Genomic DNA, 24527 nt, shown 5'->3' on the forward strand with positions numbered 1-24527 from the left:
GCTCTACCCTCGCTTCAATGTCAGCCACCGGGACATCGAAGATACTGTCGATACCTGTATTAGATAATGCCTGTACAGAGATTATCTGGCCCCCGCTGCGTTGAGTATCGCTGCGGGAATCTCGCTCTTGTCCTGGATAATATGATTGTTCTCGTAGCTCAGGTTAACGGGATAGGAGATGCCGTCTTCCGTAAAGGGGCAGATATCGAAAAACGTGAGGTCTGCCAGGTAGTTCTCCTGATACACGATGTCACCGTAGGTCTGGCAGCCGCCGGTTTCATTGCCGTAGTGGCCTTTGTCCAACACGGCATTGGGCGGGTAGGGTAGCGGATCGCCGCTTTTCGATGGCGGGCCAAAATCCAGAAATCCTATGGGGTTGTCGTAGGAGACATTATTTTTCAGGATCACGTAGCGGCTGCCGCCATCGGTATAGAACGTATTTCCACCTGCAGCAGCGCGTTTGTTAATCGCGACATTTCCCTCAATCAGCAGGGCGTCATCCATGGAGGTGCCTTGCTGGCCGGTGGTATAGATCGCACCGCCATCCCAGACCTGTCCCAGGAACCGCTCGATGCGATTATTCACAATGCGGTTGCCACTGTTTTGAGTCGAGGTAGTGTAAACACCCCACTGGCCTCTTGTGGCTCCGGGTAGCCCGGGAAACATGCCGGGGTCCAGCAGTCCCCAGCCCCAGCCTATGGCGATACCTGTCCAGGGAACATCCGAGATGGTGTTCTGGCTGATCAGCGTGCGCCGTGTGAAGCCGACATAGATACCGGCGGCATCGACAAACTCGCGCCCTACATTGTCGATGTGATTTCCCGAAATGACATTGTCCTGAGTGAACTGTGATTCCATCTGCGGGTGGCTGTCGATGGGGCTTGTCCCACCGAGCTGGATGGCTGCCGAGGAGATGTCGGTAAACATATTGTCCTGCACGGTATTTTGCTGGCTGCCTGTATTGAAATCGAGCCCTACGGCACCGAGGTGCTGGAAGCGGTTGTTTTGGAAGCGAATGTTGTGGGCATAGCGAAAGCGTATACTGCCGGGCGTACGAGTCACATCCTGCACATGCCCGATAGTGTTTGGCGTGTGCCCCGGCCCTACCAGATGAAAGCCGCTCTGGTCACTGACATACCCGTTGTCGCTACTCGGCCCGAGCCAGGTTACATAGGCGAAGGTAAGCCCCTCGAACACCAGATGAGAGAGTGGCTCGTCCTCATCCCCAGCGCCCTCGATCAGCGATTCCAGCACCGGCAGCTGCACCGCCGCAGTATAGATATCTTCATCCTCACGGGGAATGTAGCACACGACACCCTCCCGACTATCCAGATACCACTCGCCCGGTTCATCCAGAAACTGGTAGGCATTCTCAAAGCGGGTCACTTCCCAGAAACTCCACAGGCCGGGCTGGTCCGCTGGCTTGGCCACAAACGAATTGGCGTTACTCCAGGCGGGTTCCTGCAACGTGATAAGCCCTGTCTGGCCGCCCGCAGGCAGCTCGGGCGCGGGGAGAAATACCGGCGGCGTGGTGTGTGTCGGATAGGGGATGACCGATTGCAGTGGCACGGTCATCATTTTCCACTGGGTGATGAGCACAGCCTCAATATCTTCAACATTAGTCCAGCTGGACGGGTCGTTCCAGTGCGCTGGGTTGAGCTCAGTGGGAATAAACTCAATACCCTCGGGTTGCGCTACCCCATCGGCATAGTAAAAAGCCGGTCGGAATCCCGAGGGGTAGGGCGACGTTTGTGCCCGGGTTGCGCGGCGTCCGTTCACATACAGTTGTCGCGAGTGCTGGACATCGACCGGCGCTTTGTAGATACCCAGTGTCTGGTCGTGTAGGATCCAGCCGTCTATGTGCTTCCCGCCGGAAATGATTACCTCCTCGCTCGATGCCGCGCGGTAGGTGATGGGCCTGTCGACACAGCCGCTGTCGCGCCCATCAAGTACCAGCGGTTCAGTGAGCGTGTAGACCCCTCCACGGATATGGATGGTCACCCCCTGGCACCTTTGCTCCGCAGAGAGAGTGCGCACAGTGTTTCGCGCTTGAGCGAGTGTTAGAAAGGGATCATCCGCACTACCGGTGGCGCCGCTGTCGCCGTCAGTTGACACCCAGTATTCAACCCCGCCGCCATGGGTGTTGCTGGAATCACTACAGCCAGGCAGTAACACCAACGACAGCATCGCGACAATAATTGAACAGCCATATAGCCGTTCCCTGGAATTTTGCAATATCATCATAAAACGGTTTCACACGCTTGAAGGAAAGGGCCAGTTTACTGATGGAAAAATGGGACGCATTTATTTCTACGTTTACTCTTTCGTGCTTTTGTCAGGAAACAAAAGCTTTCAAATAACCGCGTACCGGCTTCTCGCTTCTACTGTCATCTCGCTGACGCACTGCATAAGATTACTATGCGTCTCGCGCGATAATCCGCCAGATATGCGTATCCCCCGATTCCTGATATCGCTTGGGTGATCTTTAACAAAATCAACTGTGTTTCAAAGCATCGCAAGCAGGCCTCTGACGATCATGACGGTGAGTACAATACTGCTGATGAGAAACAGCGTAAAACGCACCAGCACGTTATTGACAGTGGCGTGCACCAAGCTATGGATGATACGTAATATGACATAAGCCCATGCCAGTGTGACATTCAGTCCGCTGCCCTGTCCGATCAGCACCAGCAAAAATACGGTGGCGTAAAATAGGGTCGGCTGCTCCATCAAGTGATTGTAGTTGTCCGCTTTCCACTGCACCTGCGCAGGCAGCGCTGTGCCGAGGTCCTGGGTGCGCGGATACTTCTGCGGGTGCATCTTCAATTTACTCATGGTTGGCAGTCGGGTGATTGCCAGCCAGACCAGCATCGCCAGCGTCCAGCAGATCAGTACCGCTACCGGCAGCAGGATAGCTGTGTTCTCCAGGATATTCATCGCGTGTACCCTCAGTCGATCAATTTAGAGTCTACCCAGTTTTCTGTGTGCCTATTTAAGCTGGGATTTGAAATAGTGTCTATAACTGGGCCCCAGCTTTAACCATTCTCAGACTGACTCTATCAGCAACCGGGCCGGCTCGCAGGGATGGAGCTGGCGCGCCTCAATGGCAGACAATATCTTGGTATCGGCTCGCTTCAATGCCATTGGCCGAATTTCTTGTCCCATCAAAGCCAGCGCCTGAGCCCGCTCACTCCGTTATGCCATCGCGAATAACTTTGGTTATCATGGATGATCAATCCACCACAGGGATATTCGACGATGTCTGATAGCAGTAGCGAGAAGTTAGACCAGCAGGGCATTCTGGATGGCAGCCTTTGGGCCGAGTTCTGTGATGAACTGAAAGCAGCCGGCGACGTCGTCCTGCGTGCGCAAACACCGCCAGACCTGTTCAATCGTGCGGAAGGCTTTCGCTACCTCACCCGGTTGCTGCGCGCGGGGCTCGATAGCTATGTGGAGTCCAGCGACCCGCGTTTCCCGCGCTTTTTCCAACTGGCCAATGAGACCATCAAGATCGGCAACGACAACCCGGACAATATCTACCACAACGCCAATGTGGACGGCACGCTGGAGTACAAACTCAAAGGCAACCGCGGCACAGTCGACTACCTGAGCTTTGGCACCAAGGCCGGCAGCTACGCCACCACAGGTTCCATGGAGCCCACCGGGCAACTGGATGCAGCTGATCTGGAGCTAGATGACAATGGTGATTTTGAGATCATACTCAGCAGCCGACCCCACACCGGCAACTGGCTACCCATGAGCGAGGACAGTGAGAGCCTGATCGTGCGACAGACCTTTGGCGATCGCAGCAAGGAGATCGCCGCCACCTATTCCATCGAGTGTATCAGCGCCCGGGGCGACGACAGCCTCGACCCGGCGGCCTTCGCCGGACAATTGTTGCGCAGCGCCGGGTTCGTCAAGAATACCGCAGGCATGTTTGCTCGGTGGATGGACCGCTACAGTACCCATATCAACGCACTCCCCTCCGATGATCAGGCACGCTGCCAGCGCGCCGGCGGGGACGCTGCCATTCACTACCTGCAAAGTTACTGGAAGCTGGCACCGGACGAGGCGCTACTGATCCACGCGCGCGAGGTGCCAAACTGCAAAACCTGGAACTTTCAACTGTCCAACTACTGGATGGAATCGCTGGACTACCGCTACCATCGCATCAGCGTGAACAAACACACAGCGGCCTATAACCGTGATGGGTCTGTCACCGTGGTCGTCGCCCACACTGATCCGGGCGCCGGCTTCCCCAACTGGCTGACGACTACCGGCCATGATCAGGGTGGGATGCTGTGGCGCTGGGTGGAGGCCGATACGCACCCGCCGGTAGATTGTCGCGTAGTGAAGTTCGCTGAACTGCAGGCGGAATAGGAAAGGCACCGTTACCGACAGCGCTCAGGGTTTTAGCGAAATTGACGTGGGTAGTGTTGAGAGGTAATACAACCCTCACCGCTGATAACGCCTGAGCATCCCCTCCAAGCCATTCAGCTTCACCTCATAAATCAGGGCGAGTTGCGTACCCAATTTCCCCTTGGGAAACCCCTTGCTGTGATACCAGACCAAATAGGGCTCAGGAAGGTCGAGCAGTTGCCTGCCCTTGTACTTGCCGTAGGGCATCACCTGATTGATGGCTTCTAACAGATCGTCGCTATCCATGCAGTGTATCAGGCCTCCTTCGCTGATTGTGCCGCAGTCACATTAACCTTGTCGAGAAAAGCCTCGGGCACAGGGACCACGCAGCTCTTCTGATAATCGAAGAATAACAGTGTCGTCACCACCCGAGCCATCTCGCAATCCCTACTCTGGTTGCTGATGCGGTAAACCAGCTCGAAGCTCTTCTCGCGCAAATTACTCATTGCCAGCTCAACCAATAGCTCGTCACCGTATTTCGCCTCGGCCAGGTACTGCACTTCTGAATAGCCCATGATCAGGCCTGCGTCCTCGAATGATGTGGCGTTGTCATAGCCCAGATGGTTGATGAATCGCAGCTGGGTTTCCATCGCGATGGGGAGCACCCGGTCGGCGCCGAGGTGATTGACGGAGTTCACATCTGAATATAGAACCCTGTATTGGCTGGAGAAAATAAACGTCGGTGGCAGTGCTATGGTCTTTCGGGTCATGGATATCGCTTTGGTGTTTGATAGGTTCAGGGTTGAGCGGGAACGGGAAAGCGCTCGGACAGGTAGTCGATGATGTCACTGGACTCATACATCCACTGCGTTTTCCCCTCGTCATCGTCGATGCGCAGGCAAGGTACCTTGAGCACGCCTCCGCCGACCAGCAGTTCTTCGCGTGCATCTAATACCCGCTTCACGTCCCGGGTATCTATCTTCAGCGCCTTACGCTTCATTGACCGACGCACTTTTACACAGAACGGGCAGGCCGCGTACTGGTACAGGGTGAGGTTGGCGGTCTGCAGGTCAATCTGTGCCTGCTGTGCGAGATCCCGCTTGACGCTCCCGGGTGGAAAAACCCAGTCGTAGAATAAAATGAGTCTGCCGAGAATGAAGCGGATGATGGCCATAGTGTATTCCAGTGAGTTGTCGTGATTGAGTCGCCGTCGTCACGATGTTGGGTGTCATCGGTGTTCCCCGGAGGAATCGCTTGCTCAGCGCAGCGATAACCCCATGAAAACTATAAATAATGATAGGGTTCGAAGGATTTGGCTGGATCAGCTGGGCCTTCGGCCTGCAGCTTTAGCGGCGCGACGAGGGTACCGAACTTGGGCTGAAAGTTGAAGGAGAGTAATGAATATTTTCGTCCCTTTCCGGTCTACCCTCTTCAGAATAAGGCCCACGGGGACATAGCGATGTCGTCACGGCTTATTCGTACACCTCTGAGACACAGGCGCTTTAGTAGCTGTGCTCTCTTGGTCGCAAGATGTTGCTGTCTCGTCCCAGCGTCGCTGAGCAGCGTGATCCGTTGATGGCTGCAGAGTGCAGGAGCGAAATGGATAGTTAGCCGTTCTCGTTGCCCTAATTGGTCAATGTGTGATGGAAGAATTTTGGAAAAGCCGGCCAACCTGATTTCAACCGCTTTATCAATTGTCGTTATAGACGGGCGTGCGCCGCTCCATGAAGGCCAGCATTGCCTCTTGCGTGTCGGCGGTTTGAGAACAGAGAATCTGGTTGCGATCTTCCAGCGCAATGGCTGCCTCCAGGCTGCCTATGTCGATATTAATATTCAGTGCTTCTTTTGACAGTCGCAAGCCCAGTGGTGAATTGGTCAGCATCATCTGAATGTCCTCTTCTGCGGCAGCCTCCAGCTGCCCCGGTTCAGCGAGCTGCGATACCAGGCCAACAGCCAGTGCTCGTTCTGCACTGATGAACTTGCCAGTGAGAATCAGTTCCGACGCCAGTGATGCGCCCACCAATCTTGGCAAAAAATAGGATGAGCCCATGTCGCACCCGCCGAGGCCAATACGGATATAGGCGCAGTTCATTCTCGCGGTAGTGTCCGCAATTCGGATATCGGACGCCATGGCGAGCGAAAACCCACCGCCACACGCGGCGCCGTTGATCAGGGAGATGATGGGTTGTGGGCAGCGGCGCATGGCGAGATAAATCTCCGCGATGTTGCGCTGCGAGATCAAGCCTCCCTGCACGCTGGCCATGGAGAGAGACTCCTTGGGCTTGTCGATCGCCTTGAGATCCAGACCGGCGCAGAATGCACGCCCAGCTGCTTTCAGTACCACGATGCGGCGATCCTGGCGGTCAGCGAGGTCGCGAAAATAGGATCTGAGCTCCGACACCATGGTTGGGTTCAGGGCATTGAGTGAGTCGGGACGATTCAGCGTCAGCCAGTCCACCGGGCCGCGTTCCTCCAGCAACAGCGTTTCGAATTGATGGGTACGGGCGTTTGGCATTGGATGTTCTCCTGATGTAGATGTGCCGGGCGAGTCGAATCTATGTCCTGGTCAGGTTTTCCAGTAGGGTAGGCGCAGGCTTTTTCCCAGACCATCGCCCGAGGAGGTTAAGTATAGGGTATATAGATAGGCAGTTCTGCACTGAATCTGCATCGCGCCCAGGAACTATGGATACGGCCTGGGGCATTGCTCGTCCACTGCGGTTCCCAAGCCAATTTGGTATTCGATACAAACCGAATGTCAGCCAATGGCAAAAACCACGAAGTCGGTTCTTTGCATTGAGAACACCGAAAGTCGCGCATTGGTGGTATCACGGTTCATTCAAAGCAGAATATTCGGGAGAATCACATGTCAGGCAGCTCATCCAGGTTCGGTCGCCTAATACCCGGGCAATGGGCACGACGATGCTGGTAGTATTTCTGGTGTCAAAGCCACGGTGCGCGCGCGAGCTGATCACGGTTTGTAATTTTGCTTTGCGGCTCTGGGCTGGTTGGGTCAATTTTGGGCGTAGATCAACAGCCTGCTAGGACTCTTCCGACGTGAAACCCTTGCCCGGACGACGGCCGTGCATTGAATCTAGCTTGGACTGTTGCTCCGAGGTGAGTACCGCGCGAATATCCTCTCGTGAGCCGCCTTCCTGACGAATCTTCTGAATCTCTGTCATCTGCTGCTCCGTTAAACCCAGTGCCTGCTGCATCTGTGCTCCGCGCTCACCTTTGTTTTCTTTGCGCAACTGTGCTGCCTGAGCCTGCTGTTCGGGGGTGAGTACAGCACGCATGTCTTCCATGCTGCCACCGCTCTCGCGGATTTCACGCATTTTCTGCACCTGCTCATCACTCAGGCCCAGTTTGTTCTCCATGCGAGCGAGGTTAGAGAGTTTGCCGCTGGTGGTGGATGTGCCCTCGGTCTCTGCCAGTGCGAGACCGGAAGCAAGTGCCAAAGCGAGTATCATAATTCGTGTTTTCATCTGACATCTCCTTGTTTGCCTGTCGATACCATTCGAACACACCACAGCGTTAACAAGGGCAGAGAAACGTAAAGACTTGTAAATGCAGCTCGAAGAACTGGTCTCTTGTGCGCGTCACTACACAATTCACCCAGTTTTATCAGGGAAATTAACGCTGGACGATCCCGCGAATCTGCGGTTAACTAAACAAAGGTAATATAGGGATATATTTTAGCGATAACAGGGGGAAACCATGCAGAACACCAGACGCCAAGGATCCAGATTAGTCCAGTCGATTTTGACCGGTAGTGTGCTGTTTTTGGGTGCAGTTGCCGCTCAGGCCGGGCCCGGCACCGGGAGCATTACCTTTTCACCGTTGGCTGGCGCGCAATCGATACCTGTGCTCGGTAGCACTATGCTGATTTTACTGGCGGCGCTGCTCGCATTCATTGCGTTTATTTCACTGAGGAAACAAAAGAGTGGTATTGCGCCCGTGGTCGCCGGGGCGCTGGTGCTGGCTTCGCTGGCTAGTGCCGGTGGTGGGGTCAGTTTGCTGCATAAGGCCTATGCGGGCGCTGGGACGGTAATAACGAACCCCGCCGGGGAAACGCTGCCAATATTTGGCGGTAATTATAATAGCTACTTCAATGATTCCGGTGTCGATTTGAGAGTAGGGTCCCTGTCCCTGCCTGAAGGTGAGTGCCCGCTAGACACACTGGAGCGACCCAATGCCTGCAATAGTGGTGATGTACTCGGTGACGGAACCTCATGTAACATCGATTGCTATGAGCGGGAAGAGTGATAGGCCGCCAACGGGGGCTTCTCCCGCCTGTATGCTCGACCTTTAGTATTTGTGTGGATGGTGGTGGTGCAGCAAGGGGCCGGTGTGTTGCGGTGTGAAACGCACCGCATGACACGCCCCCAGACTGGGCCAATCAGCCACTGAGATAGACGTTGTCCAACCAGATAATACTTGCTCCGTCACACGCCAATCCGCTACTCGCCTATCTGATCGACCAGCAGGCGCTTGTACTGTTGGTGTGCACTTTTGGTGGGATGTTGTTATTCATGATGATGGAGCAGCTGTGGCCAAGGCGCCACAGTGAAAAAGTACCCATCGCGCACTGGCTGACCAACTGGTTTTTGGCAAGCCTCAATTTTTTCGTGCTGTTTTGGGTGACCCTGCAGCTGGGGCAATCGGCCCTGATACGATCCTTTTTTCCCGATCCTGGGCTCTACCAGCAACTGCACCCCATGTTGGCGATCTCGATAATGGTAGTGTTGGTCGAATTTACCCAGTACTGGGCACATCGTGCATTCCATCGCGTTGACCTGCTCTGGCGTTTGCACGCGGTGCACCATGTGGATACGACTGTGGATGTGACGACCTCTCACCGGCACCACACAGTAGAGGTGATAATCAATACAATGATCTTACTGCCGGTATTCCTGTTCTTCGGCGCACCAACACTGGTATTGATGGTCTACCAGTTGCTGCGTGTGCTGGCCGTACTGTTCAACCATAGCGATCTTCGGCTGCCGGATGCACTGGACAGCGCTCTGAGCAAAGTTATTGTCACGCCAAACTTCCATCTGGTGCACCACAGCGCTAATTCACAATTCACCAATAGCAATTACGGCACTGTTGTGCCCTGGTTTGACTACCTGTTCGGCACAGCGCGCAGCGTGCCGGCTGCGGAGTCGGATACCATGCGTCTCGGCCTCGAATATCTGCGGGAGGCCCGTGATTCGCGCCCGGATCGACTACTGCTGCTGCCGTTGATGTGGCGACGCTGGGGGCCTTCGGGCGACAGCTAGCCAGATGGAGTCAGCGTGGTAATATCCCTCGCTCTATAAACTCGTAGAGGTAGCCAGTGACACGGTTTGTTATTGTTTTCGTACTCACCTTGGTGAGCCTGTTCGTCGTTGAGATGCTGGTGCCGGTACAGGAACATGTCATCGTTCCGTTCACTAACGGTCTGGCTCGTATCAGCGCAGCTATTATTATGCCCTTTGATAGCTCCGTGCTCGCCTACGGTAAGATCCTGCAAATGAAGGACACGGGTTTTGCCGTGTCTATCGAGGCCGGTTGTAACGGGGTTGAGGCAGCTATCGTCCTGACGGCCGGCATTGTCGCTTTCCCTGCGAGCTGGACGGTGCGCTGTATCGCTATCGTACTCGGCTTTCTGACGATTCAGGCGATGAATATCGCTCGTATCATCAGCCTGCTGTACCTGGGTAACTGGAATATGGAGCTTTTTACCTGGGTACATCTGTACCTGTGGCCCGCACTGATTATGCTGGATGTTCTGATCGTATTTCTTGTCTACCTACGTTATCTTGGCGGCACTGCACCGCTTGCACAGGAAGCTCATGGCCAGTAACCCCCATCTGCGACAGTTCCTGCTGCTCGTTTTCGTTCTACTAGTGCCCTGTTTCGTGCTGTGGAGTATGATCAGCAGCGTGCTGGCATTACCTGCAGTGAGTAGCGTTAACTTCGCGCTGACCCACTGGTTCCCCGATGTCGTCCACAGTTTCTATATACAGGGTAACAATGCTCTGTTGATGACACAGTTCAGTGAGATGAACGGACAGCCCGCGCCATTGTCGGGCGCAGATTACCGCCTCGGGTTTGAAGTAAATACGCGAATTCTGTCGTACTCACTGCCCTTCTTCACCGCGCTGCATTTCGCGACGCCAAGAGAAGATTACCTGTACGACTATCTAATTGGTTTACTGTTGCTCTATCCGCTATTCGCGATAGGGTTGGTGTTTCTGTGCATGAAGGTATTGATGGCTGCCCTGGGGCAACTCTTTCTGGACCAGCCCGGTGTATTCGTCCCCGATGCAAATGTGATTGGTTTGCTGTACCAGTTTAGCGTGCTTATTGTGCCGACGCTGGCGCCGGCCATCGTCTGGTTGTGGCAGAGTCGAAATACGCCGCTTTTACGCTTGGCTGTGGTTGGCAAGAGTGCGTGACTTCTCCGACCCCCAGGCTCTTCAACAGGCAAATATAGTCCCCTGGTGTTTTTTGCACACGTAATTTACTTCCCGAGCCTCTTCCAGAGTGCCATTCTCGGCTGGGTGGCCATATCAAAGTTCAAAAACCCCAGTAGGAGTTGTATTCCAATAACAATTGGCAATGCCGCTAGCATTATCGTTCCTGCGGTTGCCGGGATGCCTGTCTGGATACTCTCCATCCATGCACTGACGCCAAAAATTGCGCCAAATATGAGGCACGGTATAGAGCATAGAAAGAACACGCTGGCGAGGCTGAAGTTTCTGAGGAAATAGCTATAGAAGATTCGCCTGAAAAACAATTTTATGTGGCCTGTGGAAAATTCAACCAGACTTGCTTTCACGCTGAGGTTACTTTTCTCGGAGCGGTAGAGGCTTGGTATGGGTATGTCTTGTACTATTGCTTCTACAGTGCCTAACCAAAACAGCATGTCTGTTTCAAAGAAAAATCGTTGTTCAATGCGATCCACTGGCAGCCAATCGAGTAAGCCTAGATGAAAGGCAGTGTATCCATTGGTAGGGTCCATAATATGCCACTGGCCCGTCGAAACCTTGCTGATGAATGAAAGCGCAGCGTTACCTACGAGCCGCTTTTTTGGCATTTCTATCAGATAACTGGGACGAAAAAAACGGTTTCCCTTGGTATAGTCTGCGGCGCCCGAAGCTATCGGAGCAAGTAGCGCGGGGATCTGTTTTGGATCCATCTGCCCATCGCCATCAACTTTTACTGCTATCTCGAATCCAGCATCACGGGCAGCCGAATACCCTGTAAGAACGGCTCCACCCACTCCCGTGTTGGTCTGATGAAAGAGAACTGTAACCTGTTCGGACTTGCCTATCGAGTCGATCAAATACTGGCCGGACTTTTCCGGGCACGCATCATCGACAACAAAAATATGGTCGACGTAACGTCCTAGCCCCTCTACAACATCAACAATATGATTTCTAACTTTGTATGAGGGTATAACTGCACATGTTTTCATGAGTTCGCCGTGGTTATCAATTTTTTGAGAACACAAAATATTTTGAAAGCAAGTAATTGCAAATAACGACCAGCAGCATGGTCAATATCTTCGCAAAATAGGGTTCGCGGAATGCCTCATTCAAAAACAGTAGGGAATAGTGAGCAAGCAGGAGATTCGTCAGGAATACCGAGAAATAGCGTAGAAACATCGCAGCTGAGCTTGCGGCTCTGATTTGAAACGTCAGGTTTTTGTGGAGGAAGAAACCACCAATAAAACCTGATGTCATGCCAATAACATTAGCCGCAGCTAATCCAACACCGGAAGCGTAAAAAACGCTGAAAAAGCCAAAATCGAGCGATGCAGCTACCAGCCCATTGGCCACAAAACGAATGGATTGCTTTAGATCAATCACTGGGGGGGGTGCCAGTATTGGCGTGAGATGTTAACAGCAAACAGTATGCTGTCAGCAGCGTAGCGCAAAAAACAGATGAGTACAGGTAGCGAAAATCACATGCAATGCTCACCACCAGAAAGCTGGATACATGGATTGTCGTGCACAGGCCATACAGGGATGCGACATAATCTCTACGATAGGCCAGATATGCAGTAGCGAAAATAGTCACAAGTGCATAGAACCAATGAGCGTATAGTGGGTAGTCAACAAAACCGGCGGCGAAGTCTATAATGATTCCTGAATGAGTATTGCTTGTTTCCGCGTATCCCAGATAACTTGAAAGCTCGATTCCAAGCTTAGCGTGGTGATGTTCTGTAATGCCAGCATAAATTGGCAAACATAATCTCCGTTCTCGAATCCCTAAAAGGTATGCAAAGTGATCCAGCCGATGATGTAAGTATGGGACTGGATTATCCAATACCGTAGCGAACCACACACCGCCCAATTCATAGATGGGTAGCGCCCATATCTGTGAAGCTGGTGTGGTAATTGTGTCAATTCGGTAGGGAGAATACACTGTCGCATCAGCGGCAATCTCTCCTCTCATAACGGGCAGAAACTTCCCGGAAAGATGGCCTCCTTTGTTGACGATGCCCGCCAAATCAAACCGGATAAGGTTGCGCAAACCTACTTCACTGCCATTTACACCCTCTCTTGGTGTGATGGTTTTCTGCGTCACTCCGGTAATAAGGAGCACAACAATTACGGTAATTATGAACGCAATTGGTTTCAATGCGTTTCTAATAGGAAGCAGGCACGCCAAGGCTACCGCTGCAGGAAGGAAGTAGAATATGCCCTGCTGACGACTACCCAATGTGATGCACATCAACACAATGGAGAGTGCTGCCGCGCAATAGAACCCTGTAGTCCTGAACCGGTTCAACGAGGCCAGCAGCAGAAATAGGCAGCCTGCTGTATGAGCCAGCAACACATCCTTCCAAACGATGCCCGTATACAACATTACCAGGGGGTTCATGAGTATCAGGAAGGCGAGTGCAAGACGCAGCGAGCTTGGCGAGGGAGAGCGCCTTAAGACTAGCCAGATTGTGAATGATGCTATAGCCTGCATCAATACGACAAATACTGTAGGCGGGCTTCCAATAAGGGAGAACCAGGCCAGCAGTGCCGACATCAATGGCGGGTTAAAGGATATCGACTGGCGAGTATCCGCTTCATAAAGCTGGATGAGTGAATCGGCGCTCAGGTGTCCTGGAAGGCCTAGGGTTAACGCAATTCCTGCCTGAAGAACTATGAACCCTATTATCCAGTAGATTTTTAGGTCAATCTGGGCGGCCCGCAAATTGAGTTGCCTAAGCATTACGAGCGTTTTGTTGTGGGTAAGTTGACAATTGTTTGGCGTGTTTCGGCGCTTGGCAGGCTATTATTGGAGTTGTCGGATTATAAGCCTCAGTGCTATAAATAGCGAGGTAACGTAGGCCTCTTATAGCCTCCGGCTAAAGTAGTCGGGTGGATCGCCTGATCTCGAAGCAGTTGTTGGATGGCCTGGCAAAGGTGAGTTGCAAATACCATACATAACACTAAATTCTGGAGTAAACCCGGTGCCCGGCTGTTGTTCGGCGACAGAACGATGTGGACGTTTACTCGTTTGGATAGGGCTGTTGCCATATGCCTGGTGATACTTCCCGTCTACCTTCTCCGCGCGAAAGCGGTATTGGGTCGCATCCGGAATTGCTGTCCGCCCATGCCCTGCCTGGACTTACCGGCCTTCGAGGTCTGGCTGCCCTGTGGGTATTGATTTATCACGCCTGGGTGTACGCAACACCACGCGAAATACTGCTCCCTATGCTGGGTATAGAGTTCAGGGCACATGTGTTATTTTCGCTGGGTTGGGCGGGTGTTCAGATATTCTTCCTGCTGTCCGCATTTTTGCTAACCATCCCCTATGCCAGGGCTAATGCAGGCCTCGGTCCAAGCCAGCAGGTGATGCCATTTTTGACACGGCGTTTTGCACGGGTGTTTCCCGCTTACTGGGTTCAGCTCTTTGTGCTCGTCCTGCTCACGTGGTTTGCAACGAGGCAATGGATTGTTCAACCTTCTAATGCGCTCGCCTACCTTCTCATGGACTTTGTGCCGCCCCCGATTGGTATAGGGCCGCCACACGCGGTAAATGGCGTGTGGTGGACACTGCCAATAGAGCTTTCGTTTTATCTGTTGCTCCCCTTGATAGGATGGCTTGCCTGTTGGCGCCGTATGAAAACCCTATTATTACTGTCCTTAGCCGCGATGGTCAGTTGGCGCTATATCGTGTTTGCGATACTGGACCCTGCAAAGCATGTGCCTGAGTGGGCTTACCAGCTACCCGGGTCGATGGACTCATTCGGGTTGGGAATGATTGGGGCCGTAGCCTTTGTCCAGTTTTCCGCCACGGGCAAAGATGCCACTACATATAAGCGGTTTTTAACTATTGCGCTCTGCTGTACGCCAATCGTTTTTCTCGGACTTGGTATGTGGATGGATAAGAGCTACCAAAGCTATTGGAGTCTTTCCTGGATAACCTTTCTGTGGACGCCCCTTTTTAATGTCGCAGTACTGGTGGTCGTCCTGAGCTGTGCGCATGGAAACTTCGCTGTCCTGAATGTGCTGGGTAGCAGAGTGCTGTTCTATCTGGGCACGATTAGCTACGGTATTTATCTATGGCACGCGCCAGTAGGCAATTGGCTGTTGAAATCCTCCTTCATTAGCGATTTTTCGGGATACCAGTTCCCCCGCCTGGCACTGTCAATGTTCCTGATCAGCGTGGTTATTGCGAGCCTGTCATGGTTTTTGATTGAAGCCCCGGCAATTGCACTGGGAAAACGCAAAACCTGAGTGAGCAGACGAGGACTGTAGGATGGTGATAATGCCAAATTGGATAGAGTCGGCGCATAAATCCCTTTAAGCGCGATTGATTACCACCCGACACCTGATCCCAAGCATCCCAGTCCAGTAGCATTGGCGTGCCTTTGCTGAAGACTGGCATGGGGCGCCCCTGGAACGTCAGCCAGCCAGCATATCTGTTAATGGTGTCACCTTTATGACGGGAAATCCTGCCGGAGCGCGGTCTTCGGCGGCGTTGCATATTCCCTTATCAAGCGCTGCCTTCTGGCGGTATTATCACTCCGCAGTGTCCAGACCCGGCACTGTTTCGAATGAAGACAATACGGTGATATAAGGCTCAGATGATTGAACATATTACGGAAAGGCTGTTTTCGGTCGCACCCCAAAACACGCTGTACCATTACTCTTCACTCGCCGGTGTGTTGGGTATTGTCAGTAGCGGAGAGTTGCGTGCGAGTGACATACGTTACATGAATGACTCTGCAGAACTACGGCATACCCTGGATATCCTGCGTAACTACATCACCAAGCGTGTCATCTCCGGGTCCGACAACCCCGTACTTCTCAACGAGCTACTGGAATGGCTCTCACATCGGATCGTCAGCGGCCCCATGGTATTCGGTGCTTCTTTTCGAGCCAACGGTAATTTACTCAGCCAGTGGCGGGGTTACAGCGTTCACGGCAAGGGCGTCAGTCTCGGCTTTAACCCCATCAGGATCCAGGCGTGTGCTCGGCGTCAGCAATTTCAGGTGGGTAAATGTGTTTACGACCCATCAGAGCAAACAGCTTTGATGGAAGAACTCGTCAACGCCCTCGAGACCAGGGCCGATGCTTCTGGCCCCCCTGCAGCCAAACGAGCCAAGCGCTATAGCTGGCATCATCTCTTCGAGGAGATCGAAGGCGATCTGCTGCGTATCGCTGCTGTCCTGAAGCACCCGTCCTTCGAAGAGGAGCAGGAATGGCGCATCGTTTCGCCTGTGTTAAGCCGCAATGAAAACGAGCGCATTCGCTTTCGCGAGGGCGCATCGATGCTGGTGCCCTACTATGCATTCGAACTGGGCTCAGTGGACGATGAGCCCATGGTCCTAGATCACGTTTATCTGGGCCCCACCAGCAATATGGAGCTTTCCATGACTTCGCTGGAGCTCTTTCTGGGTCAGCAGAACGTCCTGCCCGAGAGAGGAATCAGCTATTGCGACATCCCCTACAGACAACGCTGAACTCTTATTGTGCAGGCCTGAGCAGTTTGCCTCCGTCGTTATGTCAGCGCCGATGACTCAGTACTGTAGTTTTTCCAGCGCCCAGAAAGCCAGATAGTACTGTTACGGGAAGCTTTTTAGCGGCGTTTTCCATAGTGCTTTTCTCTTTGTTCCAACTGGTTTTTTACTTCTGTGCAGTATTCTGCCGTGGGTCGTATCAGCAGGCGCGGGATGCCTATTGGCTCACCGCTGGCTAAACAGTATCCATAGTCGCCACTGCGAATACGCTCGAGCGCGGTATCAACTTTTCGCAACAGCCTTGTTTCCCGGTCGACAATGCGCAGCGCCATACGTGATTCCTCCTCGTACTGAGCTAAATCGGCCTCGTCCTTTAGCTCTGTTCTTCTCGAGAGGTTTTTTCGTGCGAGGTGGATGTGGTTCAGGGTTTTTTCTTTCAGGGCGAGCAATCTGTCGGAGAAGAACGCAAGTTGATCCGCGCTCATGTACGGCTTTGCTGCCACGCTTGCGGGCAGGTGAGTGTGGCCCATTTGTTGATTCATTGTGTATCCATGAATGGGGGTCTATAATATTTCAATTGAAATGATACAACATATCATAAATGTATTGCCGGAGTGGGGCAAGCACTGGCTATCAATACGATCAGGTGAGGGGAAGCGCGCTATGGGAGACTCAACCATGAAACGAAAAACTGTCATAGTCTATCTGTTGGCGCTATGTGTCCTGCCTGCATCAACGCACTCCATCGCCTGCGGAGCGCATATGTATCTCAATTCCCAGGACATGAGCTTTTTTGGAAGAGCCGCTGCGAGAATGGTCGGCCTGTCGGTCTCAGAGCGGGTATTCAAGGTCAGCCACTCACCCACAGCCCTGGTCAATGTCGGGGAGGATGTGGAAATTCAGGTAGAGTATTCACGGCCCTTCTTTGCAAAGGACGCGCGTATTGAGTTGTCCGGTTCGAAGAATGTTGTGTTTTCAGAGGACGAGCTGTCGCTCGATGATCGTACGGGTTTCGTCACTATTCGTTTCCAGATTAAAGAGAAGGGATACAACACCATCAAGCTAACAGTTCTGGGAGAGTACAGGGATGAGCTTGTCAGCGAACACAGTAGTATTTATGTGGGTTCCAGGGTGAAGCCAGCCTGACGCCCGGTGACCGATAATTGGAACAGCCCGCGATAATGATTCTTCTACCGGTTTCGGGTTGCATCGAATACTGAGCCAACTTCCTCGAAGATTCGCATATTCGACGGACGCACCAAGGCATGAGAGTTTCCGGTTCTTGCAGGGCGCTCCTGGAGTTCGACTTGTCGTTCATTCAGGGTGTGCCATACTGCATTGAGCCTGGCAGGCGAGCCAGAGTGATAGCCGCAAAATGTGCGTCGGATTTCGTGCTATTCAGGGATGCACAGCAGGAGGTGATATGTCCCTTACGCAGCTTCCCAAGGACCAGCAGAAGGAATTTGAAAACACCGGGAAGATCAGTAGCCCTGGGTTTCTGGCTTCTGCGACGCATGATGTCCGCGATTTTCCGTTCAACCCTTACGACTACCAGAAGCTGCTTTCAAGTGGCAAGATCGGTACGGTTCCCAAGAAGGCGCTAGGTACTCGCATCGCAGTTATAGGCGCGGGTGCTGCCGGGCTGTGTGCAGCCTATGAATTGATGAAGATCGGTTTGGAGCCGGTGATCTACGAAGCGTCAGGCCGCATCGGCGGGCGTATCTTTTCCTACTCCATACCAGCTGATCCCGCCAGCGTCCTCGAGTTGGGCGCCATGCGGGTACCGACGGAGCAGGAGGTCTTCGCTTACTACCAGCAGTTATTCAAGATCAATACTGAGCCCTTTCCCAATCCAGGCAAGGTCGACACCATGCTGTGGTGGGAGGACAAGCAGTACCGTTGGGATGAGGGTACGGCGCCGCCACAGATCATCACTGACGTCCAGGGTAAGTTTGTAAAATTCCTGACTGACGCGATGAAGGGGGCGAGTGGAGGCGGTGGCGTCGGCCACCAGGAAAAACGCGATATCTGGGACAATCTGGTAAAGCAGTTCGAAAACCAGAACCTTCTCGGCGCGCTCACCAGCACAGGGACCTGGAGCTACGAGGAATTGAACATACTCGGTATTCTTGGTTTGGGTACAGGCGGCCTCGCCGCGCAACTGCAGGTGGCTGCACTTGAGATGTTTCGAGCCGCGATAGGCGGATGGATATCCGATCAGTTAATCCTTGGCAATGACTACGGAGTAGGGCTGGAGTCGCTGACCAATACGTTCTGGTGTGAGGAGGTAACTACGCCTTGCGGGCTGAGTAGCCTGAAGGAAATGCAGGACAAGGAGATTTGTAGGCCGGGTGTTGTCGCCATTCGCTCTACTGCCAGCAGAAAGGGTGTGGTGGTCGAGGACGCCAGCGGTAGATGCGAGACCTTCGCCGCAACTCTTTTGACCTGTACCACACGGGCGGCGCAACTGGGTATCCACATCGAGGAATCGCTGCTGTCTAATGAGGTTTGGGGGGCGTTGCGCCGCGTACACTACATGAGTTCAACCAAGATAATGTGCAGTTCCAGCACAAAATTTTGGCAGGATGAAAAACTCCCCGTTGTCACGCTCACCGATCGTCCGACGCGATCGACCTACTTTATGGATTACGGCGCAAATGCGACGGGCGGTTCACTGTTGCTTTCCTACACTTGGGGAGACGACTCCAATAAACTTCTGGCGTTGTCTGACGACCAGCTGCGTGCCATGTGCGAGAACGTGCTCGGCGAGCTCTACGGCCCGGCCTTCAGCAAGCAGCAACTGTCGGACTTCCGCGTAATCTCCTGGCAGCAGGAAGCCGGCTACAATGGGGCTTTCCGCTTGAGTTACGCGGGCCAGTACCAGGATCACAATGCCCTGTTCAATCAGGCTCGTAGCAGCGTGAAGTCGGGTAGTAATGACGGCTTCTTCCTCGCGGGTGAGGGAGCGTCATGGGAAGGTGGCTGGATTGAGGGCGGCCTGCAAAGTGGACTGGATGCGGCGTGCTGTACTATTCGCCTTCTAGGGGGAGCGATCAACGCATGATTGCTGTATCGCGGGTCGAATAACAGGATGACCACACCCAGCCATGGCTGTTGACCCAATACTTTGCGCGGGATGCGGCGTCGAGCTTCCTCCGGAAGCAAATTTCTGCCCGAACTGTGGCTGTAAAGTGGATGCACTGGCAGTGAGTCCTCCGGAGCAGAAGACTTCCGGTCCCGAGCAAATGCTCGCTTCGACCGGCAGGGGTGAGCGTCGCCAGATCACCGTGATGTTCTGTGACCTGGTTGATTCCACCGCACTATCGGATCGACTGGATCCGGAGGATGAGCGAGAAACACTCCGGCAGTATCACGCGCATGCTGAGACAGTGGTCGAGTCTTTCGGAGGACTCGTCGCCCAGTATCGCGGTGATGGAGTGCAGGTATATTTTGGGGCCTTGCACGCCAATGAAGATGATGCAGAGCGGGCGATACTGGCTGCGCTGGCGATACTTGACGGTATGCCACAGGTCAATGAGCGCCTCGCGCGATCCATCCCCGAGCTGGTGTCGGATCCCATCCGTGTTCGCATAGGTGTGCATACCGGGCCGGTGGTGGTCGACGGTGCGCATGTCGGTGATCGCCAGGACAGACTTGCCTGGGGCGTGACCATCAACGTCACTAGCCGTCTGGAGGCCGTGGCACCCGCGGGTACGTGTGTCATCAGCAGTGACACACACAAACTTGTAGAGGGCCTGTTTGAGCTGGAACCCCTTGGCTTAAAGGAGCTCAAAGGCCTGGACCGGCCCCTCGAGGTGTACCAGGTCCTGTCTCCCATCAGTCCCCATCTTCGTCGCAGCGATGCGAGCGTTCATCGCGTGCAGGCTTTTATTGGTCGGCGGGATGAGCTGGACCACTTGTTGTCTCTGTGGAGAGAGACAATCAGCGGACGTGGTTGTGCATTGCGGATCACAGGTGAGCCCGGAATGGGCAAGTCCCGATTGATGGAGAGCCTGAAAGCGGAATTAAGGGAGCCCTATGGGTGGGTTGATATGCACTGCTCTCCCAGCCACAGCTTTAGTCCATTTTTCCCAGTGGTTGAGGCCATACGCCACGTGCTCAGATTCCGCGCGGGCGATAGCGCCCAAACTCAACTTGGTGCGCTCAATAGGGCAATCGCACACCAGGCCCTGTCTGTTGACGATCAGGAGACCCGAAATCTGATCGCTGCGCTGCTGGGAATCCCGTTGCCGGAAGGCTCGCCCACCATGGCGGGTGACTCTGAGTTACTTCGCAAGAAGACCATGCGCGCGCTCTGCGAATGGATACAGACGTTCTCGCTACAGCGGCCGCTTGTTTTGCTGGTTGAAGATATCCAGTGGATCGACGCCTCGACACAGGAACTGCTCGAGACACTGGTCGATGGCATTGCGCAGACACGGATACTGCTCATTAGTACCCATCGCAGCGACTACACGCCAGGTGCGTCTTGCTGGACAGGTCTTCCGGAGTTGCGACTTACCGCGTTAAGCCCGGCGGATATCACTGATATTGTGCGCGATGTCAGGGGTGCTGAGCAGTTATCCGAATCTGTGCTGAAAGGCATCGTCGCGCGCAGCGACGGCGTACCGCTGTATGCCGAGGAGTTTACGCGCAGCGTGCTCGAAGCGGGCGCTCATGCTGAAGATGCCGACGTTGATGTGCGCATCCCCGCTACACTGCAGGACTCGCTCACCGCGCGTCTTGATCGTTTGGGAGATGCGAAAGAGGTGGCGCAGCAAGCTGCAGTACTCGGCCGCCGCTTCAGGCTTGATCATCTGGCTGCACTCACATCAATTGGAAGCGACTCGCTCTCGAAAAGCCTCGAAAAACTGGTTGCTGCCCAGTTGTTGCAGCCATTGGACGGTGCGGAGCACGATAGTTTCTTCTTCCGACACGCACTGATTCAGCAAGTGGCTTACGACGCGCTTCTCAGGCGCCAGCGGAGTGAACTGCATACCCGGATCGTCCGCATACTGGAAGAGCAGTTTCCTGCGGTCCTGCAGCTTACGCCGGAGGTGGCCGCACGCCACTGTGAGTCCGGCGGCCTCCACGAGGCAGCGCTCGGCTACTGGCGTAACGCCGCCGACCTTGCGCGCATGCGCATGGCACAAACTGAGGAGATCGACCACTTGCGGCGCGCGATATCGATTTTGCAGGCGCATATTCCCGAGAGCAACGAACGTGACGAGCAGGAGTTGGAACTGCGGCTCGCCCTGGTCGTACAGTTACTGAGTTCCTCCGGTATCGCGTCCACCGAGGTGGAGCAACAATCAATGCGGGCCAGGAAACTCTGCGAGAAGCTGGATTCGCCGGACAAGCTCTTCATCGCCCTGCTCGGCCGGGCGCTGGTGGATCTCGGCAGGGGGCGGAGTCGCGCTGCTTTGCAGCTATCGCGAGAGCTCGTCAATATCGCCTCCCGCATAGGCTCGGCGGATGTCAAAGCTCAGGCAGCCCTGCCATTGGGTGGTGCGCTGGGCATGTTGGGAGATCCGAACGCAGCGCTGCAGGAGCTGGAGTCAGGTATTGCCGCTGCCAAGGAGGCTGCCGGGCACGGTGTCGATCGCGATATTGTGGACGGGGTGCTTATCACCTGTATGACCTGGGCCGCCGATAACCTCTGGTTGATCGGCATGCCGGATCGAGCGCTCGCCGTGAGCGAGCAGGCTCTCGCAGCGTCGCTATCAAACGACATCCCTCCACCCATCCGTGCCCAGGCTCTTGTCGGCGCGTCCACCATTGCTGTGCTGCGCGGTGAGAGCGAACAGGCGGCTGAGTACGCGGATCAACTCATTGCGATCTCCGAGCAACATGACCTGCCTTTTGGTATTGCACATGGAACCATAAGCGCGGGTTGGGCCCAGACACAGCGGGGCCGTGCGCGCGAAGGTATCTGCGCAATGCAGAATGGACTGGATCGACTGGCGGAGGTTGGTACCGGCATGAAGCGCAGCTTTTATTTATGCCTACTCGCCGACGCGAGTATCGAAGCGGGTATGCTGGACACGTGCGAGGCAGCACTGCGAGAAGCTGCTGACTACGCGCGGGAGTATGAAGAGGTATTCTTTCTCGCGGAGATACAGCGTCTGAGTGGCGGACTGGCTCGAGCTCATGGGTACGAGGAAGAGGCCAGACGATTGTGTGAGCAGGCCATCGAGACTGCAGCGCAGCAAGGCGCAGTGATGTTGCAGCAGCGAGTTACTACGTTTTCAGTGTGGGCCACACATACCTCAGTGTCATAGTGACTGTCGTGCGTGGTGCAATTGCCCTGGTGTTTCTCGCAGATGGTCTATACTTAATCGGTCTTGCGCGAGCTAGCTGAACAGGGAGGGGAAAGACATGGCAGGGATAGAAGCTATGGAGGGTATTGGCAGGCTTTCACCAGAAGGTGTCAACAAGATTGCCGACTGCTTTCGTGATGACCAATTGAGCGATAGCGCAATGGCGGATCTCAAGCAGCAACCGGGCACCACTTTGCAGCCGCTTTTCGACTTGAGTGATGGCGAAGTGAAGATGTTGAATGCAATGCCGCCTGAGAGCATTGAGACGCTACTGCATGTTTGCTCCCGCGCAGTGACATCGGGGGGCAAGATCGAATATGAGCGCTTTGACACCGGCGGGCCCAAAATGGAGGTCGGCTACACCGAGCATATTGATCACAAGCCTGCCGGTGGTGGTCCTGCCAATGCGGTCAGCCACGCCAAGATAAGGTGCTTCAAGTAACCCAATATCGCATTCTCCTGCGAGCGAGCATCTTTGCAGACCATAGCAATGTTGTGATGGGCCGAATTGGTTCAAGCGAGTCGCGCACCGTGCCAGGGTAGCAGCAACAGGCGAGCATGGCGTCGGCCTGCTCCGTGACCCCTCCGCGAATTTTTCCACCCGTGCGTGCCCGGTTGGTGGAATACAATATTATCCTTGGTTGGGCCACCCCAACAGACGCTCTATCTTCTCGTTAAGCAACGGCAGTGACTCCTCGTTGCACCAAGAGCAATGAGTATCATTCGCGCCAATGGTCACGCCGTCCTGTATTTTCTGGCCGAGTGAAGAACCCTCCTTCAACACGGTTACGGTTATGTCGTGAATTTTCTGCCCGTAGTCGCGAGCCTTGTCACTTATGGTCCTCTGGTCATCCGCAGCAAGTGTGCACATGGAAGTCTCCGTTTCGCCCGCGCTTAGTGGCCTGTTGGTAGGTCTCCTCTCAGCCCATATTGCTAGGGTAGAGCGACTAGCGTCCCCTTTGTATTAACGTATCCATCTCTTATCCAGATATTACATATATAAACAAGGTTGACATTTTTAGTAACATTACTATTATTGTCATATATCCACTATTAGTGTAATAAGTATGTATCGTTTTCGCTATCAACCAAGTCCCCGGAACATTCTGCTCGACCTGATGGGAGTGCACCCGGAGCACCAATTGGCCACCGGCCTGTTGGGTGTTATTTCAGATGCGTTCGACCTGTCAGTTAACAATCTGCGTGTCACGCTCAGCCGGTTGGCGGCGGCGGATTTCGTGCGCAGTAACGAACGGGGTGTTTACTCCCTGACGGAGAAAGCACTGGCCAAGCGGAGCTTCATGGATCGCTGGAAAGAATCCTCGCTCACTATTCCCGAGTGGGAGGGCAACTGGTTGGCGTGTCACCTGCCCAAAGGGGAAGAGCGCGGCGCCCGCAAAAAAACATGCCAGGCGCTGGAGTTGAATGGCTTTAAAGTCGGCCTCGACCAGCTTTGGGTAAGACCGGACAACTTGACCACGCCGCTGCCTGAACTGCGACAGCGTTTGGGAGGGCTTGGGCTCGAAGACGGCGCCAGTTGTTTCGTGATACATGCAATTGAAGACCGCGTAGCGAGTGAGTGGGCTGCAAGCCTTTGGCCAGTGGCGACACTAAACCGGGAATACGAAGAACTGATCAGTTTGTTGCATCAAAGTGAGGACGAACTCACCGGTAAATCCTCCGGGGCGTCGCTGGCTGAAACCTGCCGCCTTGGCGGCGAGGCCATATACCGGCTGGCTATCGACCCACTGTTGCCGGAGGCCATCCGCCCAGGGAACTGCTATGAAAAACTGCAGGAGTCTGCACGGCGCTACGATTGCATCGGTCGGGAAATCTGGCTTGAGCAACTACAAGCACTCGGCGTTGCCTCCTAAACGCGCATCACGATACCTATT

General features: G+C 54.1%; 23 protein-coding genes and 1 pseudogene. 12 read left to right on the forward strand and 12 right to left on the reverse strand.

Annotation, left to right across the window (positions count from 1 at the left end; genetic code table 11):
• Positions 1–81: 81 nt before the first annotated feature.
• Both AC0L6S_RS19955 and AC0L6S_RS19960 read right to left on the reverse strand, forming a co-directional pair.
• Positions 82–2244, reverse strand: coding sequence for a right-handed parallel beta-helix repeat-containing protein (locus tag AC0L6S_RS19955; RefSeq protein ID WP_473425875.1), 2163 nt, complete (start codon positions 2242–2244; stop codon positions 82–84).
• Positions 2245–2505: 261 nt separating this feature from the next.
• Positions 2506–2937 (reverse strand): MAPEG family protein, encoded by a 432-nt coding sequence (locus tag AC0L6S_RS19960; RefSeq protein ID WP_473425876.1) that lies wholly within the window; start codon positions 2935–2937, stop codon positions 2506–2508.
• Positions 2938–3258: 321 nt separating this feature from the next.
• Here AC0L6S_RS19960 and AC0L6S_RS19965 point away from each other — a divergent pair, with 321 nt between their 5' ends.
• Complete coding sequence (locus AC0L6S_RS19965) at positions 3259–4380, forward strand: DUF1214 domain-containing protein (RefSeq protein ID WP_473425877.1); 1122 nt, start codon at positions 3259–3261, stop codon at positions 4378–4380.
• 75 nt (positions 4381–4455) lie between these two features.
• Here the strand turns inward: AC0L6S_RS19965 and AC0L6S_RS19970 are convergent, their stop codons facing one another.
• The 5 genes from AC0L6S_RS19970 to AC0L6S_RS19990 all read right to left on the reverse strand — a co-directional run bounded on the left by AC0L6S_RS19970 (position 4456) and on the right by AC0L6S_RS19990 (position 7841).
• Positions 4456–4665 carry a DUF3820 family protein gene (locus AC0L6S_RS19970; RefSeq protein WP_473425878.1) on the reverse strand — a complete coding sequence of 70 codons (210 nt, stop codon included), beginning with the start codon at positions 4663–4665 and terminating at the stop codon, positions 4456–4458.
• Between the two features lie 8 nt (positions 4666–4673).
• Positions 4674–5129 (reverse strand): thioesterase family protein, encoded by a 456-nt coding sequence (locus AC0L6S_RS19975; RefSeq protein ID WP_473425879.1) that lies wholly within the window; start codon positions 5127–5129, stop codon positions 4674–4676.
• Positions 5130–5155: 26 nt separating this feature from the next.
• The gene (locus tag AC0L6S_RS19980) at positions 5156–5533 is read right to left on the reverse strand and encodes a glutaredoxin family protein (RefSeq protein WP_473425880.1); all 378 of its coding nucleotides are present in this window, start codon (positions 5531–5533) and stop codon (positions 5156–5158) included.
• Positions 5534–6049: 516 nt separating this feature from the next.
• Positions 6050–6874: an enoyl-CoA hydratase/isomerase family protein gene (locus AC0L6S_RS19985; RefSeq protein ID WP_473425881.1), complete on the reverse strand. Its 825-nt coding sequence runs from the start codon at positions 6872–6874 to the stop codon at positions 6050–6052.
• 523 nt (positions 6875–7397) lie between these two features.
• Positions 7398–7841: a hypothetical protein gene (locus AC0L6S_RS19990; protein WP_473425882.1), complete on the reverse strand. Its 444-nt coding sequence runs from the start codon at positions 7839–7841 to the stop codon at positions 7398–7400.
• 232 nt (positions 7842–8073) lie between these two features.
• On the opposite strand from AC0L6S_RS19990, the gene AC0L6S_RS19995 reads away from it, so the two are divergent.
• The 4 genes from AC0L6S_RS19995 (at position 8074) to AC0L6S_RS20010 (ending at position 10799) form a co-directional block, all read left to right on the forward strand.
• The gene (locus tag AC0L6S_RS19995; protein WP_473425883.1) at positions 8074–8622 is read left to right on the forward strand and encodes a midcut-by-XrtH protein; all 549 of its coding nucleotides are present in this window, start codon (positions 8074–8076) and stop codon (positions 8620–8622) included.
• 152 nt (positions 8623–8774) lie between these two features.
• On the forward strand, positions 8775–9638 hold the full coding sequence (locus AC0L6S_RS20000) for a sterol desaturase family protein (RefSeq protein ID WP_473425884.1): 864 nt from the start codon (positions 8775–8777) through the stop codon (positions 9636–9638).
• A 56-nt stretch (positions 9639–9694) separates the two neighbouring features.
• On the forward strand, positions 9695–10204 hold the full coding sequence (gene xrtH / locus AC0L6S_RS20005; protein ID WP_473425885.1) for an exosortase H: 510 nt from the start codon (positions 9695–9697) through the stop codon (positions 10202–10204).
• Positions 10194–10799, forward strand: a complete 606-nt coding sequence (locus tag AC0L6S_RS20010) for an exosortase H-associated membrane protein (protein WP_473425886.1) — start codon at positions 10194–10196, stop codon at positions 10797–10799. Before xrtH ends, AC0L6S_RS20010 begins: the two co-directional genes overlap by 11 nt.
• A 65-nt stretch (positions 10800–10864) precedes the next feature.
• Here the strand turns inward: AC0L6S_RS20010 and AC0L6S_RS20015 are convergent, their stop codons facing one another.
• Genes AC0L6S_RS20015 through AC0L6S_RS20025 form a run of 3 tightly spaced genes read right to left on the reverse strand, consistent with a single transcriptional unit; the run spans position 10865 to position 13575 of the window.
• Positions 10865–11821, reverse strand: coding sequence for a glycosyltransferase family 2 protein (locus AC0L6S_RS20015; protein ID WP_473425887.1), 957 nt, complete (start codon positions 11819–11821; stop codon positions 10865–10867).
• A 16-nt stretch (positions 11822–11837) separates the two neighbouring features.
• On the reverse strand, positions 11838–12215 hold the full coding sequence (locus tag AC0L6S_RS20020) for a GtrA family protein (RefSeq protein WP_473425888.1): 378 nt from the start codon (positions 12213–12215) through the stop codon (positions 11838–11840).
• The gene (locus tag AC0L6S_RS20025) at positions 12208–13575 is read right to left on the reverse strand and encodes a hypothetical protein (protein ID WP_473425889.1); all 1368 of its coding nucleotides are present in this window, start codon (positions 13573–13575) and stop codon (positions 12208–12210) included. Before AC0L6S_RS20025 ends, AC0L6S_RS20020 begins: the two co-directional genes overlap by 8 nt.
• 308 nt (positions 13576–13883) lie before the next feature.
• Here AC0L6S_RS20025 and AC0L6S_RS20030 point away from each other — a divergent pair, with 308 nt between their 5' ends.
• Both AC0L6S_RS20030 and AC0L6S_RS20035 read left to right on the forward strand, forming a co-directional pair.
• On the forward strand, positions 13884–15086 hold the full coding sequence (locus AC0L6S_RS20030) for an acyltransferase family protein (protein WP_473425890.1): 1203 nt from the start codon (positions 13884–13886) through the stop codon (positions 15084–15086).
• A gap of 350 nt (positions 15087–15436) precedes the next feature.
• Positions 15437–16315, forward strand: a complete 879-nt coding sequence (locus tag AC0L6S_RS20035) for a DUF2971 domain-containing protein (protein WP_473425891.1) — start codon at positions 15437–15439, stop codon at positions 16313–16315.
• A gap of 52 nt (positions 16316–16367) precedes the next feature.
• Here AC0L6S_RS20035 and AC0L6S_RS20040 read toward each other — a convergent pair.
• Positions 16368–16448 (reverse strand): annotated as a pseudogene (locus tag AC0L6S_RS20040) (GTP-binding protein); the annotation flags it as partial.
• The gene (locus AC0L6S_RS20045; RefSeq protein ID WP_473425892.1) at positions 16432–16854 is read right to left on the reverse strand and encodes a TraR/DksA family transcriptional regulator; all 423 of its coding nucleotides are present in this window, start codon (positions 16852–16854) and stop codon (positions 16432–16434) included. The gene AC0L6S_RS20045 and the pseudogene AC0L6S_RS20040, both read right to left, overlap by 17 nt.
• A 136-nt stretch (positions 16855–16990) precedes the next feature.
• Here AC0L6S_RS20045 and AC0L6S_RS20050 point away from each other — a divergent pair, with 136 nt between their 5' ends.
• The 5 genes from AC0L6S_RS20050 (at position 16991) to AC0L6S_RS20070 (ending at position 24506) form a co-directional block, all read left to right on the forward strand.
• The gene (locus AC0L6S_RS20050) at positions 16991–17458 is read left to right on the forward strand and encodes a hypothetical protein (protein ID WP_473425893.1); all 468 of its coding nucleotides are present in this window, start codon (positions 16991–16993) and stop codon (positions 17456–17458) included.
• Positions 17459–17735: 277 nt separating this feature from the next.
• Positions 17736–19376, forward strand: a complete 1641-nt coding sequence (locus AC0L6S_RS20055) for a flavin monoamine oxidase family protein (protein ID WP_473425894.1) — start codon at positions 17736–17738, stop codon at positions 19374–19376.
• A 43-nt stretch (positions 19377–19419) separates the two neighbouring features.
• Complete coding sequence (locus AC0L6S_RS20060; protein ID WP_473425895.1) at positions 19420–22593, forward strand: AAA family ATPase; 3174 nt, start codon at positions 19420–19422, stop codon at positions 22591–22593.
• Between the two features lie 97 nt (positions 22594–22690).
• Positions 22691–23074 (forward strand): hypothetical protein, encoded by a 384-nt coding sequence (locus tag AC0L6S_RS20065; RefSeq protein ID WP_473425896.1) that lies wholly within the window; start codon positions 22691–22693, stop codon positions 23072–23074.
• A 625-nt stretch (positions 23075–23699) separates the two neighbouring features.
• Positions 23700–24506 carry a hypothetical protein gene (locus AC0L6S_RS20070; RefSeq protein ID WP_473425897.1) on the forward strand — a complete coding sequence of 269 codons (807 nt, stop codon included), beginning with the start codon at positions 23700–23702 and terminating at the stop codon, positions 24504–24506.
• Positions 24507–24527: the final 21 nt, after the last annotated feature.

The organism is Halioglobus sp. D3-4 (assembly GCF_055809315.1).